Here is a 14,665-nt window from a genome sequence, read left to right on the forward strand (position 1 = left end):
ATGAAGACAGCGGACATCCGCAACCGTTTCATCGAGCACTTCGAGCGCCACTCCCACACGGTGGTGCCGAGCGCCTCGTTGCTCTACAACGACCCGACGCTGCTGTTCGTCAACGCCGGCATGGTGCCGTTCAAGTCGTACTTCCTCGGCGACGAGCCCGCGCCGTTCAAGCGCGCCGTCTCGGCGCAGAAGTGCGTCCGCACGCTCGACATCGACGAGGTCGGCAAGACCACCCGGCACGGCACGTTCTTCCAGATGCTCGGCAACTTCGCCTTCGGCGACTACTTCAAGGCCGGCGCCATCGAGTACGCCTGGGAGCTGGTGACCAACCCCGAGTCCGAGGGCGGGCTCGGCTTCGACCCCGAGAAGATCTGGGTTACCGCACTGCACGGCGACCAGGAGACCATCGACCTGTGGCAGCAGGTCGGCGTGCCGCGCGAGCGCATCCAGGAGCGGGGCCTCAAGGACAACTACTGGCACATGGGCGTCCCCGGCCCGGGCGGCCCCTGCTCGGAGATCTACGTCGACCGGGGCCCGGAGTACGGGCCCGACGGGGGACCGGACGCGGACGAGGACCGTTTCCTGGAGATCTGGAACCTGGTGTTCCAGCAGGAGGAGCTCTCCCAGGTCCGCGCCAAGGACGACTTCGACGTGCTGCGCCCGCTGCCGCACCGCAACATCGACACCGGCGCCGGGCTCGAGCGCATCGCCTACCTCAAGCAGGGCGTGGCGAACATGTACGAGATCGACCAGGTGTTCCCCGTCATCCAGAAGGCCTCCGAGATGTCCGGGCGCCGCTATGGCGCCAACGAGGCGGACGACGTGCGCTTCCGTGTTGTGGCCGACCACGTCCGCAGCTCCCTCATGCTCATGACCGACGGTGTCACGCCCGGCAACGAGGCGCGCGGCTACGTCCTGCGACGCCTGCTGCGCCGAGCCATCCGCGCCATGCGACTGCTGGGCGTGCAGGACCCGGTCCTCGGCGAGCTGCTGCCCGTATCGAAGGCCCTCATGGAGGAGTCCTACCCCGAGATCAGCCAGGCGTGGGACCGCGTCTCGCAGGCGGCCGCGGCCGAGGAGGAGTCGTTCCGCCGCACGCTGCAGGCGGGAACGGTCCTGTTCGACACCGCGGTGTCCCGGGCGAAGGACGCCCACGCCACCACGCTCGGCGGCCAGGAGGCGTTCCAGCTCCACGACACGTACGGCTTCCCGATCGACCTGACCATCGAGATGGCCCAGGAACAGGGCCTCAAGGTGGACCGTGGGGCGTTCGACGCGCTGATGCGCGAGCAGAAGGAGCGCGCCCGCGCGGATGCCAAGGCCAAGAAGGGCGGCGCCGCCAACCAGGAGGCCTACCGCAAGCTCCGTGAGCAGGGCGAGACGCCGTTCACCGGCTACGACGACCTGAAGCTGGCCACCAGGGTCCGCGGCATCATCGTCGACGGCCAGGTCACCGACCGCGCCGCGGACGGCTCCACCGTCGAGCTCGTCCTGGAGGCCACCCCCTTCTACGCGGAGGCGGGCGGCCAGGACGCGGACCAGGGCCAGATCCTCGGTCCGGACTTCAGCCTCGAGGTCCTCGACGTGCAGCGTCCCGTCCCCGGGCTCGTGGTGCACAAGGTGAACGTCTCCGGCGAGCTGTCGCACGGTGCGCTGGCCGACGCGCTCGTCGACCCGGTCGCGCGCCACGGCGCCGCGCAGGCACACACCGCCACGCACATCGTGCACGCCGCGCTCCGTGAGCTCATCGGCAGCGGAGCCACCCAGGCCGGTTCCTACAACAAGCCCGGCTACCTGCGCTTCGACTACTCCGCGGCGCAGGGGATGAGCGACGAGCTGCGGCGCGAGGTGGAGGAGCGGGCCAACCGCGCGATCCTGGACAACTTCGCGGTCAGCGAGCACGTCATGCCGCTCGAGGAGGCCAAGAACCTCGGGGCCATGGCCATGTTCGGGGAGAAGTACCCGCCGCTCGTGCGCATGATCGAACTCGCCGGCCCCTGGTCGCGGGAGTTGTGCGGCGGCACCCACGTCGCCTCCACCGCCCAGATCGGCGTGCTGAACCTGCTCTCGGAGCAGTCCATCGGCTCCGGGGTGCGGCGTGTCGAGGCGCTCGTCTCTGCCGACGCCTTCCGCCAGTTCGCCGCGGAGCGCGCACTGGTCCGTGAGCTCACCGACACGCTCCGGGTGCAGCCCGAGCAGCTGCCCGACCGCATCGCCAAGCTCGTGGCGCAGCTCAAGGAGGCCGAGCGGAACATCGCCCAACTGCAGTCGGAGAAGCTGCTCGCCGGCGCCGACGCACTGCTGGCCAATCTGGAGCACGTCGGCGCGACGAACCTGCTCGCCGCCGAGCTGCCCGGGGTGGGCGGCGGCGACCTGCGGACGCTCGCCACGGACCTCCGGGCCCGGCTCGACAGCGGCACCCCCGGTGTCGTCGCGCTCGTCGGCGGCGACGCCAAGCCGGCGGTGGTCGTCGCGACCAACGAGGCGGCCCGCGCCCGTGGCCTGAAGGCCGGCGAGCTGATCCGCCTGGCCTCCGGTGCGCTGGGCGGCAAGGGCGGAGGCAAGGACGACCTGGCGCAGGGCGGCGGCGCCGACGCGTCGAAGGCCCCCGAGGCGCTCGCCGCCATCCGCGCCGCCGTGGTCGATGCCTGATTCCGCGAGGCTCGGCGTCGACTGGGGGAAGGCCCGGATCGGCATCGCCGCGGCCGGCGCGCGCACCTCGTTCGCGTACCCGGTCCAGACTGTGACGGCCGGCCCGGCCGAGCTGGGCGCCCTGCGCGCGGTCGTCGAGGAGTACGAGCCGGGCATCGTCTACGTCGGGCTGCCGATCAACCTCCGTGGGGAGTACGGCCCGGCCGCCGAGTTCGTCATCGCCAGGGCGCGCGCGCTCGCGGACTCGATCGCCCCGACCGAGGTCCGCCTCGTCGACGAGCGCATGTCCACTGCGGCTGCCTCACGTAGTCTTGGCAGCGCCGGTCGCAGCACGCGTTCCCAACGCGGCATCATCGACCAGGCCGCGGCCGTGGAGATCCTGCAGGCCGCGCTCGACGCGGAAGCCCGCACGGGACTGCCCGCGGGCGAAGTCGTGGAACGGGAGGTTTGATGGCTGGGCTGGACGAGAAGAAGCCGCTGGACTGGCACCAGGTGGCCTACTACGGGCGCGGCGTCTTCGCCGTCGTGCTGTCGCTGGCCGTGCTGATCGGCGGCGGCTGGTACGCCTACTCCAAGGCCTCGGAGCTGTACACCAGCCTCGTCACCCCGGACGACGACTACGTCGGCGAGGGCGGCGCGGAGGTCGAGGTGGTGATCCCGCGGGGCGCGGGGATCACCCAGATCGGCGACATCCTCTACGAGGCCGGCGTCGTGAAGTCCGTCCGGAAGTTCCGCACCGTGGCCCAGCGCTCCGGCCAGTCGAACGAGTTGCAGTACGGCCGATTCAAGCTCCGCAAGGAGCTTCCTGCCGAGACGGCCATGGCGATGCTCCTGGACCCGGCCAACATCCAGCGCATCTGGATCACGTTCCCCGAGGGGCTCACGCTCGCCGAGCAACAGCAGCGCATCCACGACGAGCTGGGGGTCCCGCTGGAGGAGATCCAGGCAGCAGCGGGACGTGCGGGCGAGTTGGGGCTGCCCGAGTGGGCCGGCGGGAAGCTGGAGGGCTTCCTGTTCCCCGCCCGCTACGTGGTGGCCGAGCCGGTCGACCCGTTCGCGATCCTCCAGACCCAGGTGGGCCAGTTCAACACCGTCGCCAACCGGGTGGACCTGGTGGAGCGGGCCGAGGCAATGGGCTCGGACCCCATGACCGTGCTGACCGTCGCCTCGATCATCGAGGGCGAGGTGCACAACTCCGACTACCAGCCACTCGTCGCCGCAGTGATCTACAACCGCCTCGAGGCCGGCATGAAGCTCGAGATGGACTCCACGGTGCACTACTTCGCGGGGAGCGACGGCGGGGTCACGACGACCGCCGAGCAGCGCGCCACCGACAATCCGTACAACACGTACTTCTACGAGGGGCTCCCGCCAGGGCCCATCAACAACCCCGGCGAGACGGCCATCAACGCCGCGTTGAGCCCCGCGGACTCCGACGCGCTGTTCTTCGTGACGGTGGATCTGGACAGCGGCGAGACGCTGTTCGCCAACACCTACGAGGAGCACCAGGCCAACGTGGTGAAGTTCCAGCAGTGGTGCCAGGCCAACACCGGACGCTGCTGAACCATGCGCTGCGCCGTCATCGGTGACCCCGCCGAGCACTCCCTGTCGCCCGCCATCCACCGCGCCGGCTACGAGGCGAACCATCTCGACTGGACGTACGAGGCTGTCGACGTGACCGCGGGCGAGCTCGACGGGTTCGTGCGGGAGCGCCTGGCCGACTCGCAGTGGGCGGGGCTGAGCGTGACCGCCCCGCACAAGGAGGCCATCCTCGCCTACGGTGAGGTCGACGAGCCGAGCCAACTCGTGGGGGGCGGCAACACCCTGGTGATGGGCGACCATCCCCGCGTCCACAACACCGACGTCCCCGGCTTCGCGCTGGCGTGGCGCCTCCACACCGATCTGGTGCCGCGCCGCGCGGCCATCGTCGGCGCCGGTGCGACGGCCCGCTCCATCCTCCTCGCGCTCGCCGGGCTCGGCACCCGCGAACTGACGGTGCTGGTGCGCGACCCGGATCGGGCCGCGTCGCTGGTCGACCTCGCCCGTGCCCTCGATGTCGCCACCCACGTGCAGGTCCTCGCGGACGACCTCGAGCGCGTCGACCTCCTCGCCAGCACGGTGCCCGCGGCCGCCACGACGGGCCACGCGCGGCGCTGGGTGGCGAACGCAGGGGCAGTCTTCGACGTCGTGTACGACCCGTGGCCCACGCCGCTCGGTACCGCCGCGCAGGACGCCGGCCTGCTGGACCTCAACGGGCTCGACCTGCTCGCCGGGCAGGCGGTCGACCAGTTCTTCCTGCTCACCGGGCGCCGCGTCACCTTCGAGGCCTGCCGTTCAGCAGCCGGGCGGGAGCTGGGCCGCCGGCAGGGTCTCTGAAAGAATGGCCGACATGCTTCGTTACCTGACCGCCGGCGAGTCCCACGGCCGTTCCCTGATCGCGACGATGGAGGGCATCCCGGCCCATGTCCGGGTCGGGGAGAAGGAGATCGCGAGGAACCTGGCCCGGCGACGTCTCGGAGCGGGCCGGGGGGCCCGGATGAAGTTCGAGGCCGACGAGCTGCGCCTCCTCGGCGGGTTCCGCCACGGCGAGACGCTGGGCTCCCCGATCGCCATCGAGATCGGCAACACGGAATGGCCCAAGTGGGAGCAGGTGATGGCCCCCGGAGAGGTCGACGCCGACGAGCTGGCCAAGCAGGCCCGCAACGCGCCGCTGACGCGGCCCCGGCCCGGGCACGCCGACCTCGTCGGCATGCAGAAGTACGACTTCGACGAGGCGCGACCCATCCTCGAGCGGGCCTCCGCCCGCGAGACCGCGGCCCGCGTCGCCCTCGGCACAGTGGCCGCAGCGTTTCTCGAGCAGGCGCTTGGCATCACGATCCTCAGCCACGTCGTCGAGCTCGGCGGCATCGGCACGTCGAAGGACCATCTGCCCACGATCGAGGACCTGGACGCCATCGACGCCGACCCGGTCCGCTGCTTCGACCCCGACGCGTCCGCCGCCATGCAGGCCGAGATCGACGCCTGCCACAAGGAGGGCGACACGCTCGGCGGCGTGGTCGAGGTCCTCGCCTACCGGGTTCCGCCGGGCCTCGGCTCCCACGTCCAGGGCGACCGGCGCCTCGACGCCCGCCTCGCCGGCGCCTTGATGGGCATCCAGGCGATCAAGGGTGTCGAGGTCGGCGACGGCTTCGAGCTCGCCCGCCGCCGCGGCTCCCTGGCGCACGACGAGATCCTGCCCGGCATCTCCCGCGCGAGCGGCCGGTCCGGCGGCACCGAGGGCGGCATGTCCACGGGTGAGGTCCTGCGGGTCCGGGCCGCCATGAAGCCGATCGCCACCGTGCCCCGCGCGCTCCGGACCATCGACGTCGCCACCGGCGAGGAGGCACGGGCGCACCACCAGCGCAGCGACGTGTGCGCGGTGCCGGCCGCGGGCGTCGTCGCCGAGGCGATGGTCGCACTCGTGCTGGCGGAGGCCGCGCTCGAGAAGTTCGGCGGCGACTCCGTCGCCGAGACCAGGCGCAACGCCGAGGCGTACCTCGCCGACGTCGCCGCCCGAGGATTGGAGATCCGATGAGCATCGTGCTGGTGGGCGCCCCGGGCGCCGGCAAGACCTCCGTCGGCCGGAGGCTCGCGAAGAAGCTCGGGATGGCGTTCGTCGACGTGGACGAGCGGATCGAGCAGGTGCTCGGGAAGACCATCCCCGAGATCTTCGCCGACGAGGGCGAGACCTACTTCCGGCAGGCCGAGGAGGAGGCGACGCTCGAACTGCTGGAGAGCACCGAGGTGCTCTCGCTGGGTGGAGGCGCGGTCATGAACCCCCGCATCCGCGAGGCGCTCAAGGACCACGAGGTGATCTGGCTCAAGGTGTCAGCGGGACAGGCGTCCCGCCGCGTCGGCATGAACACCGTCCGCCCCCTGCTGCTCGGCAACGTGCGGGGGAAACTCATCGAGCTCATGCGCGAACGCACCCCGCTCTACGAGGAGGTGGCCACCAAGGTCGTGGAGACCGATGGCCGCGGCTCTGCCGAGGTCGCCGACGAGCTCGCCGCGGAGCGCATGGCGTGACCACCGTCCACGTGCCCTCCCAGCTCGGGCCCTACGACGTGCACCTCGGCCACGGGGCGCTCGAGCGCCTGCCCGCGCTCGTCGGGGACGCCGGCCGCGTGGCGGTGATCCATCCCGAGTCGCTGCCCCGCCTCGCCGACGAGGTGGCCGCTCTGGTGGACGCACCCGTCCTGCGCGTTGCCGTCCCGGACGCCGAAGCCGCGAAGACCGCGGACGTCCTGGCGACGTGCTGGAGCCGCCTCGCCGAGGCGGGCTTCACGCGCAACGACCTGGTCGTGGGCATCGGAGGCGGCACGACGACCGACCTCGCCGGCTTCGTCGCTGCCACCTGGCTGCGCGGCGTGCGCTACGTCTCCGTCCCGACGACCGTGCTCGCGATGGTGGACGCTGCGGTCGGGGGCAAGACCGGAATCAACCTGCCGGCGGGCAAGAACCTCGTCGGCGCCTTCTACGAGCCCGCCGGAGTGATCTGCGACTTCCGGCTGCTCGAGTCACTGCCCGGCGCGGACCTGCGAGCCGGGTTCGCCGAGATCATCAAGTGTGGCTTCATCGCCGACCCCGCGATCCTGGACCTCGCCGACCGCGACGACCGCCTCGAGCCCGGCTCACTCACCTTCGCCGAGCTGGTGCGCCGCGCGGTCGCAGTGAAGGCTGCGGTCGTGGCGGCGGATCTCCGCGAGGCCACGTCCTCCGGCGACCGGGTGGGCAGGGAGGCACTCAACTACGGCCACACGCTGGGCCACGCGATCGAGGCGCACGCCGGCTACACGTGGCGCCACGGCGAGGCGATCTCGGTGGGCATGGCCTGGATCGCGCGGGTCTCCCGCAGCCTCCTCGGCCTCGCCGACGAGGTGGTGGCCCAACACGACGAGTTGCTGTCGGACCTGGGGCTGCCGCTGCGCTACCCGGGCGCGGACTACGCGTCGCTGCGGGCGATCATGAGCCTCGACAAGAAGGCGCGTGGCAACACGCTCCGGCTGGTGGGCCTGCGCGCCGTCGGCCGGCCGACGATCATCGCCGGGGCCGACGAGCGCGTGCTCGAGTCCGCCTACCGCGAGCTCGGCTGAGCCTCCAACACGACGAACAGGTTGCGGGGGCCATGGACGCCCTCCACGCGGGCGAGCTCGATGTCGCTCGTCGCGGAACCGCCGCTGATCCACGTGATGGGCCGCCGGGCCTCGACCGCCGGCCGCAGCCGCGCCACCGCCTCCGGGATGTCGGAGACCACCTGGTCCTCGCGCACGACGCAGACGTGCCGGTCGGGCACCAGCGTGAGCGCGCGGCGACCCTGGTCGTCGTCGTGGTCGAGGCAGATGGTCCCGGTCTCCGCAGCGGCCACCCGGGCGCCCGTGAGGACCGCGTCGACCTCGTTCAGTTCGGCGTGGCTCAGCACGGGCTCGTCCCGGACGACGGTGAAGCCCCCGGCCTCCAGAGCCGCCACCCAGGTGTCCTGGACACCGGACGGCACGAGCACGGACTTCGCGCCGAGCTCGGTGAGGGCCTCGACGATCGCCCGACCGGTGCCGTCGGCGCCGGTGCGGACGATGCGCGCCTTGTAGTCCTCGATGTTCTCGACGAACGTGTCGAGCACGTCGCCCACGGGCGTGGGGCGACCATAGGCCCAGTCGACCGGGACATCCCTCACCGGGTCCTTCTCGCGTATGTCGGCCGTGGCCCGGCGGATCCGCTCCAGGATCTCCTCGCGCGCGCTCATCTCTGTTCCTCTCTTGCGTCCCACCACTCGCGGAAGGTCTGCGCCGGCGGCATGGGGAGGTCGCGGGCGTTGGTCCAGGCCGACGGGTAGCCCGGGATCGGCAGCGGCCCGATGTACTTGCGGCGCTTCATCAGCCGGGCGGCCGCCTGCGTGGCCACCTGGGCGCCGGCCAGCCGCTGGCCCTTGCCCATCATCCAGCCGATGCCCTTGAACAGGAGGCTCTCGCCCGTGGGCAGCTTGTGCGTCTTGCGCTTGTATTCGACGACCTTGTGGCGCATGTGGACGAGGATGTCCGAGATCGGGATCCGCACCGGGCAGACGTCGTTGCACGCGCCGCAGAGCGACGAGGCGAACGGTAGCGACTGGTCGATCGGGCTCGCGACGCCGCGCAGCTGCGGGGTGAGGATCGAGCCGATCGGGCCGGGATAGACCGAGCCGTAGGCGTGCCCGCCGACCCGTTCGTAGACGGGGCAGACGTTCATGCAGGCGGAGCAGCGGATGCACCGCAGCGCCTCGCGGCCCACCGGGTCGGCGAGCACGTTCGTACGGCCGTTGTCGAGAAGCACGACGTGCAGGTCCTGCGGTCCGTCGCCCTCGGTCACGCCCGTCCAGATTGACGTGTAGGGGTTCATCCGCTCGCCCGTGGAGGACCGGGGGAGCAGCCGGAGGAACACCTCGAGGTCCTCGAACGTGGGAAGGAGCTTCTCGATGCCGACCACCGAGATGAGCGTCTCCGGGAGCGTGAGGCACATGCGCCCGTTGCCCTCGGACTCCACGATGACCACCGAACCGGTCTCGGCGACGATGAAGTTGCCGCCCGAGATCGCCACCTTCGCGCGGAGGAACTTCTCCCGCAGGTGGGTGCGCGCGGCGGCTGCCAACTCCGGCGGGTCGTCGCTGATGTCCGGCGGCGCCGGGGTGCCCCAGTTGCCCATCTCCTCGAGGAAGATCTCCCGGACCTCGGAGCGGTTGCGGTGGATGGCAGGCACGAGGATGTGGCTGGGGCGGTCGTGCCCGAGCTGGACGATCAGCTCGGCGAGGTCCGTCTCCCACGCGGCGATGCCGGCCTCCTCGAGCGCCTCGTTGAGCTCCGTCTCCTGGGTCACCATCGACTTGATCTTCACGACCTCGTCGGTGCCCTTGGACTTGGCGATCTCCACGACGATGCGGTTGGCCTCCTCGGCGTCGCGGGCCCAGTGGACCGTTATCCCGGCGCGGGTCATGGCCTCCTCGGCCTGCACCAGGTAGTGGTCCAGGTGGCGGCCGACGCGGTTCTTGATCTGCTCGCCGGCGACCCGCAGCTCCTCCCAGTCGTGCACCTCGGCCGCGCGCAGCGCACGCTTGCCGCGGATCGTCGTCGTGGCGTGGCGCAGGTTGCGCCGCAGTTGCTGGTTCTCGAGCTCCTTCTTCACCCCCTTCGGGAAGGCGGGCATGCCCAGGTAGCTGCCCGTCGGCGGTGCGGGGGTGAGTCGCGGCTTCGCGACGCTCCCCTCGGTCCTGTGGTCGATGCTCATGCGATCGCTGCCTCCTCGGTCTGGGCCAGGATCTCGGCCAGGTGGATCGGCTTCACGCCGGTGTTGCCCCGGTGCAGGACGCCGCCGATGTTCATCAGGCAGGCGTTGTCCCCGGCCACGACGTACTCGGCGCCCGTGGACACGGCATTGCGGGCCTTGTCCGTCGCCATGGCCACGGAGACCTCCGAGTTCTTCACGGAGAACGTGCCGCCGAAGCCGCAGCACTGCTCGGCGTCGGGCAGGTCGAGGATCGTGATCCCCTTGACCGCCCGGAGCAGTTGCATGGGCCGGTCGCCCACCTTGGCCACGCGGAGCGAGTGGCAGGTGGGGTGGAACGTCACCCGGTGCGGGAAGTAGGCACCGACGTCGGTGACGTCCAGGACGTCGACGAGGAACTCGCTGAAGTCGTACGTCCGCTTCACGACCTCCTCCGACACCGACTTGAGCGCCTTGTCACCCGCGTGCTCGGCCAGCATCGGGTGCTGGTGGCGGACCGCCCCGATGCACGACCCCGATGGCCCGACGATGTAGTCGTAGTCCTCGAAGGTCCTCACGTAGTTGCGGACACTCGGCACGGCCTCGTCGTAGTAGCCCGTGTTGGTGAGCATCTGCCCGCAGCACGTCTGCGACTTCGGGAACACCACCTTGCAGCCGAGCCGCTCCAGCACCGTCACCACGGCCTGGGGCGTCGTGGGGAACATCGTGTCGTTGATGCAGGTGGCGAACAGCGCCACCGTCTTTCCGTCTCCGGGTTTCATCGTTCTCCTTCGCTGGGCGGCGGATCAGAAGTTCGGGAGCATCCAGCCGAGGACCGGCGTGGACTGGAGCCCGATCAGCAGGCACATGGCGACGAGCATGCCGAGGCTCCACCAGATCATGCGGCGGAACAGGATGGACTCGCCGCCCAGCAGCCCCACGGACGTCGCCGCGATGGCCAGGTTCTGCGGGCTGATCATCTTGCCGAGCACGCCACCGGAGGTGTTGGCGGACACCAGCAGGATGGGGTCCAGACCGGTGTTCTCGGCGGTGGTCTGCTGGAGGGTGGCGAAGAGGGCGTTGGCCGACGTGTCCGAGCCGGTCACGGCGGTGCCGATCCAGCCGAGGACCGGGCTGAAGAACGCGAAGGCGGTGCCCACGCCCGCGATCCAGGTGCCGATCGTGACCGTCTGCCCGGAAAAGTTCATGACGTAGGCGAGCGAGAGCACCGAGCCGATGGTGAGGAACGTCCAACGCAGCTTGTACACGGTGGCCCACAGTTCACCGAACAGCGCCTTGGGACCCACGCGGTACACGGCCGCGGTGATCAGTGTCGTGATGACGAGCAGGCTGCCCGGCCCGGAGAGCCACTGGAAGTTGTAGATGGCGGAGGCTGACGGCTCGCCGGCGGAGTTGAGGAGGTTGCCGTACAGGCCGGGCCACTGGATCTTGACGTCGGTCGAGGCGAGCCAGGCGGTGATCGCAGGGACGAGCTTCGCAAGGGAGAAGATCACGATGACGAGCAGGTAGGGGAACAGCGCCATGAAGATGCGACCGGCGCCGATGTTGCCGCCCGCGGGGGCCTCGGCGGCCACGGCCGCGGTGTTCTCGGTGCGACGCTCGGCGAGCATCCGCTCGGACGCCGCTTCACCGCCCTTCGGCTTCCAGAAGCGCAGCAGGAGCACGCCGACGGCCAGGCCGGTCAGCGAGGCGATGACGTCGGCCAGTTCCACCGACAGGTAGGTGGCGGAGACCCACTGGGCGATGGCGAAGCCGGTGCCGATGGCCAGGGTCGCCGGCCACGTCTGCTTGAGTCCGCGCCAGCCGTCGGCCACGAGCACGAGGAGGGCGGGGACGAAGAAGGCGAGCACGGGGGTCTGGTGACCGACGTAGGCGCCGATCTGGTGGTAGTCGATGCCGGTCAGGTTGCCCGCGGTGATGATCGGGATGGCGATGGCGCCGAAGGCGACGGGTGCGGTGTTCGCGAGGAGGACGACCATGGCGGCGCGGAGCGCGGAGAAGCCCACGGCCATCAGCATGACGGCGGTGATGGCGACGGGTGCGCCGAAGCCGGCCAGCGCCTCGAGGAGGCCGCCGAAGCAGAAGGCGATGAGGATCGCCAGCACGCGCGGATCGTCGGAGATGAGGTGGAACGTGGCACGGAGGTCCTCGAACCGGCCGCTCACGACCGTGGTCTGGTAGAGCCAGATGGCCGTGAGCACGATCCAGGTGATCGGGAAGAGGCCGAAGACCGCTCCCTGCGTCGCCGAGAGGAGGGTCAGGTCCCAGGGCATCTGGAAGGCGAAGATCGCCACCAGTATGGCCGTGCCGAGGGAGGCGAGGCCGGCCCAGTGCGCCTTCCACCTCAGGCCACCCAGGGTGATGAACATCACCAGCAGCGGGAGCATGGCTACCAGGGCTGACCAGAGCAGGCTTCCGCCCACCGGGTCGATTTGCGGTTGGAACATCGCAAGAACTCCATCGTTCGGTCCGGAAGACGGGTGTCCCGAGGGCACCTGTTCCGGATGGTACTACCTAATAGGGCGAACCTACGGCATTGGGTTGGACCAATAGCAACCGGGGGTGCATTTTGCTGGCATCATGGGGAGATGACCATCGATGACGCGAGGGCACACCGTTCGGCCCTCGAATATCTCGAGACGGCGATTCTCAACGGAGAGATGCCGGTCGGAATGCAACTACCCCCCGAGCGCGACCTCGCGATCCAACTCGGCGTGAGCAGGGGGGCGGTGCGTGAGGCGATCCGCGAACTCCGCGCGCAGGGGATCGTCGAGTCGCTGCCCGGGCCCGGCCGCGGCACGCGGATCACTTCGGGCCAGACCGAGGCGCTGTCGCGCATGTTCCGGTTGCATCTCGCGATCGCGACCACCTCGGTGAAGGACCTCTACGTCGCGCGCATCGCGCTCGAGGGCGGCACGGCGGCGCTCGCCGCACTGCACTGGCGGGCCGAGGGGCTCGCTGGCCTGGAGCGGATCCTCGACGAGATGGACGCCACGCAAGAACTCGCCACCTTCAACGAACTCGACACCCAGTTCCATGTCGCCATCGCCGCGATCGCCGAGAACCCGCTCATCGGCGACCTCACCGCCGCGATCCGGGAGGCGCTGAGGAAGCCGATCCTCGACGCGTCCGTGCGGATGCCGGAATGGTCCGTGTTCCGCCATGAACTGGCTACGCAGCACCGCGCGATCTTCGACGCGATCGCCCGCCGCGACAGCGTGGCCGCGTCCGACCACATGTCGGCCCACATCCGGTCCGCGGCGGTGCGGCTCGGCCTCCTGGAGGAATGAGAGACGGCGGGCACCCGTTCCCGGGTACCCGCCGTCTCCGCCGTGATCAGTGGTTGTGGCGATCAGTGGCATCGTTGAAGGCCTCCGCGGCGGAGTCCTTGACGTCGTCGACGCCCTGCTTGAACTTCGCCTGCCCCTGTTCGACCTTGCCCTCGGCCTCGAGGCGCTCGTTGTCGGTGGCCTCGCCGATGCCCTCCTTGGCCTTGCCCTTCATTTCTTCCGCCTTGTGCTCGAACTTGTCTCCAAGACCCATGAGTGGCTCCTTTCACGTCACGGCCGCTGGTCGACCGTTAGTGAAACTAACAATACAAGCGGGTCGGGTCATCAGGCCCGGGCCGCGATCCGGCGCTGGACGCGCCGCCCAATTGGACGCATTTCCCGGGGACGTGGCGGAGCCGGTAGAATCCAACGCTGGCTGCAGGACTACGCGAGGAGAGCTCTCATGGTTTCGACAAATGATTTCAAGAACGGAATGGTGCTCGACCTCGACGGTCAGTTGTGGCAGGTCGTCTGGTTCCAGCACCACAAGCCGGGCAAGGGCAACACCGTCGTCCGCTCCAAGATCAAGCACGTGCTGACCGGCAAGATCGTCGACCGCACGTTCCCGGCCGACACCAAGATCGACACCGCCACCGTCGACCGCCGCGAGATGCAGTACCTGTACATGGACGGCAACGACTACGTCTTCATGGACAACAACACCTACGACCAGGTCTACGTGCCGACGGAGACCGTCGGCGACGCCAAGGACTACCTCCTCGAGAACCAGACCGCCATAGTCGCGCTCCACGACGCCACCCCGCTGTTCATCGAGCTCCCGGCCTCGGTCGAGCTCGAGATCACCTACACCGAGCCGGGCCTGCAGGGCGACCGCTCCACCGGCGGCACCAAGCCCGCCACGCTGGAGACGGGCAAGGAGATCCAGGTCCCACTGTTCATCACCACCGGTGAGCGCGTCAAGGTGGACACCCGCGACGGCTCGTACCTGGGTCGCGTCTGAGCGTGAGCGACGTCGACCCCCGGTTCTCCACGCAGACGAAGGCCCGCAAGGCGGCCCTGGACATCCTGTTCCAGGCCGACATGCGCGGCCAGGATCCTGCCGACGCCCTGTTGGAACAGCAGGGCTACGCCGAGCACCCCTACCGTGAGCTGACCGTCGGCATCGTGCAGGGAGTGGCCGAGCACCAGCGCGACATCGACCAGCGCATCGCCGAGTCCACCGACGCCGGCTGGCCGCTTGAGCGGATGCCGCGCGTCGACCGTTGTCTCGCGCGCATCGGCCTGTTCGAGATCGACCACACCGACACCCCGGACTCGGTCGTGATCTCGGAAATCATCGAACTCGCATCCTGGCTGTCGACCGACGACTCGCCGGCCTTCCTGAACGGGCTGCTCGCCAGGGCCGTCCGTCGCAAGCCCACCGCCACCTGACG

General features: G+C 69.9%; 15 protein-coding genes. 10 read left to right on the forward strand and 5 right to left on the reverse strand.

What is annotated here, in order from left to right:
• Genes alaS through aroB form a run of 7 tightly spaced genes read left to right on the forward strand, consistent with a single transcriptional unit; the run spans position 1 to position 7,784 of the window.
• Positions 1-2,652: an alanine--tRNA ligase gene (alaS, locus tag BLR46_RS12510; RefSeq protein ID WP_093252820.1), complete on the forward strand. Its 2,652-nt coding sequence runs from the start codon at positions 1-3 to the stop codon at positions 2,650-2,652.
• Positions 2,645-3,103: a Holliday junction resolvase RuvX gene (gene ruvX, locus BLR46_RS12515; protein ID WP_093252823.1), complete on the forward strand. Its 459-nt coding sequence runs from the start codon at positions 2,645-2,647 to the stop codon at positions 3,101-3,103. Before alaS ends, ruvX begins: the two co-directional genes overlap by 8 nt.
• Entirely contained in the window at positions 3,103-4,215 is a 1,113-nt protein-coding gene (gene mltG, locus BLR46_RS12520) for an endolytic transglycosylase MltG (protein ID WP_093252826.1), read from the forward strand. Before ruvX ends, mltG begins: the two co-directional genes overlap by 1 nt.
• 3 nt (positions 4,216-4,218) lie before the next feature.
• Positions 4,219-5,028 (forward strand): shikimate dehydrogenase family protein, encoded by an 810-nt coding sequence (locus tag BLR46_RS12525; protein WP_093252829.1) that lies wholly within the window; start codon positions 4,219-4,221, stop codon positions 5,026-5,028.
• Between the two features lie 13 nt (positions 5,029-5,041).
• The gene (gene aroC / locus BLR46_RS12530) at positions 5,042-6,226 is read left to right on the forward strand and encodes a chorismate synthase (RefSeq protein ID WP_093252832.1); all 1,185 of its coding nucleotides are present in this window, start codon (positions 5,042-5,044) and stop codon (positions 6,224-6,226) included.
• Positions 6,223-6,717 (forward strand): shikimate kinase, encoded by a 495-nt coding sequence (locus tag BLR46_RS12535; RefSeq protein ID WP_093252834.1) that lies wholly within the window; start codon positions 6,223-6,225, stop codon positions 6,715-6,717. The genes aroC and BLR46_RS12535 overlap by 4 nt, the downstream gene beginning before the upstream one ends.
• On the forward strand, positions 6,714-7,784 hold the full coding sequence (gene aroB, locus BLR46_RS12540) for a 3-dehydroquinate synthase (protein ID WP_093252837.1): 1,071 nt from the start codon (positions 6,714-6,716) through the stop codon (positions 7,782-7,784). Before BLR46_RS12535 ends, aroB begins: the two co-directional genes overlap by 4 nt.
• On the opposite strand, the gene BLR46_RS12545 is transcribed toward aroB, so the two are convergent.
• From BLR46_RS12545 to BLR46_RS12560, 4 genes are read right to left on the reverse strand one after another with little or no spacing between them, the layout of a single operon-like run.
• A complete protein-coding gene (locus BLR46_RS12545) occupies positions 7,766-8,431 on the reverse strand; it encodes a LutC/YkgG family protein (RefSeq protein WP_093252839.1) in 666 nt (221 codons plus the stop codon). The genes aroB and BLR46_RS12545 overlap by 19 nt on opposite strands.
• A complete protein-coding gene (locus tag BLR46_RS12550; protein WP_093252841.1) occupies positions 8,428-9,945 on the reverse strand; it encodes a LutB/LldF family L-lactate oxidation iron-sulfur protein in 1,518 nt (505 codons plus the stop codon). Before BLR46_RS12550 ends, BLR46_RS12545 begins: the two co-directional genes overlap by 4 nt.
• A complete protein-coding gene (locus BLR46_RS12555) occupies positions 9,942-10,703 on the reverse strand; it encodes a (Fe-S)-binding protein (RefSeq protein ID WP_093252843.1) in 762 nt (253 codons plus the stop codon). The genes BLR46_RS12550 and BLR46_RS12555 overlap by 4 nt, the downstream gene beginning before the upstream one ends.
• 24 nt (positions 10,704-10,727) lie before the next feature.
• The gene (locus BLR46_RS12560) at positions 10,728-12,389 is read right to left on the reverse strand and encodes an L-lactate permease (protein WP_093252845.1); all 1,662 of its coding nucleotides are present in this window, start codon (positions 12,387-12,389) and stop codon (positions 10,728-10,730) included.
• Positions 12,390-12,530: 141 nt separating this feature from the next.
• Here BLR46_RS12560 and BLR46_RS12565 point away from each other — a divergent pair, with 141 nt between their 5' ends.
• A complete protein-coding gene (locus BLR46_RS12565) occupies positions 12,531-13,232 on the forward strand; it encodes a FadR/GntR family transcriptional regulator (RefSeq protein ID WP_093252847.1) in 702 nt (233 codons plus the stop codon).
• A gap of 46 nt (positions 13,233-13,278) precedes the next feature.
• Here the strand turns inward: BLR46_RS12565 and BLR46_RS12570 are convergent, their stop codons facing one another.
• Positions 13,279-13,485 (reverse strand): CsbD family protein, encoded by a 207-nt coding sequence (locus BLR46_RS12570; protein ID WP_093252849.1) that lies wholly within the window; start codon positions 13,483-13,485, stop codon positions 13,279-13,281.
• Between the two features lie 189 nt (positions 13,486-13,674).
• Here BLR46_RS12570 and efp point away from each other — a divergent pair, with 189 nt between their 5' ends.
• Entirely contained in the window at positions 13,675-14,232 is a 558-nt protein-coding gene (gene efp / locus BLR46_RS12575) for an elongation factor P (protein ID WP_093252850.1), read from the forward strand.
• Positions 14,233-14,234: 2 nt separating this feature from the next.
• Entirely contained in the window at positions 14,235-14,663 is a 429-nt protein-coding gene (nusB, locus tag BLR46_RS12580) for a transcription antitermination factor NusB (protein WP_093252852.1), read from the forward strand.
• Positions 14,664-14,665: the final 2 nt, after the last annotated feature.

Origin of the sequence: Tessaracoccus oleiagri (assembly GCF_900103275.1) — a bacterium.
GTDB lineage: Bacteria > Actinomycetota > Actinomycetes > Propionibacteriales > Propionibacteriaceae > Arachnia > Arachnia oleiagri.

Bases quoted from the DNA above. Each gene is read 5' to 3' on its own strand.
- BLR46_RS12555 (WP_093252843.1), bottom strand. From the start codon at position 10,703: ATGAAACCCGGAGACGGAAAGACGGTGGCGCTGTTCGCCACCTGCATC.
- BLR46_RS12565 (WP_093252847.1), top strand. From the start codon at position 12,531: ATGACCATCGATGACGCGAGGGCACACCGTTCGGCCCTCGAATATCTC.
- mltG (WP_093252826.1), top strand. From the start codon at position 3,103: ATGGCTGGGCTGGACGAGAAGAAGCCGCTGGACTGGCACCAGGTGGCC.
- BLR46_RS12570 (WP_093252849.1), bottom strand. From the start codon at position 13,485: ATGGGTCTTGGAGACAAGTTCGAGCACAAGGCGGAAGAAATGAAGGGC.
- BLR46_RS12545 (WP_093252839.1), bottom strand. From the start codon at position 8,431: ATGAGCGCGCGCGAGGAGATCCTGGAGCGGATCCGCCGGGCCACGGCC.
- alaS (WP_093252820.1), top strand. From the start codon at position 1: ATGAAGACAGCGGACATCCGCAACCGTTTCATCGAGCACTTCGAGCGC.
- BLR46_RS12535 (WP_093252834.1), top strand. From the start codon at position 6,223: ATGAGCATCGTGCTGGTGGGCGCCCCGGGCGCCGGCAAGACCTCCGTC.
- ruvX (WP_093252823.1), top strand. From the start codon at position 2,645: ATGCCTGATTCCGCGAGGCTCGGCGTCGACTGGGGGAAGGCCCGGATC.
- BLR46_RS12560 (WP_093252845.1), bottom strand. From the start codon at position 12,389: ATGTTCCAACCGCAAATCGACCCGGTGGGCGGAAGCCTGCTCTGGTCA.
- BLR46_RS12550 (WP_093252841.1), bottom strand. From the start codon at position 9,945: ATGAGCATCGACCACAGGACCGAGGGGAGCGTCGCGAAGCCGCGACTC.
- aroC (WP_093252832.1), top strand. From the start codon at position 5,042: ATGCTTCGTTACCTGACCGCCGGCGAGTCCCACGGCCGTTCCCTGATC.
- efp (WP_093252850.1), top strand. From the start codon at position 13,675: ATGGTTTCGACAAATGATTTCAAGAACGGAATGGTGCTCGACCTCGAC.
- BLR46_RS12525 (WP_093252829.1), top strand. From the start codon at position 4,219: ATGCGCTGCGCCGTCATCGGTGACCCCGCCGAGCACTCCCTGTCGCCC.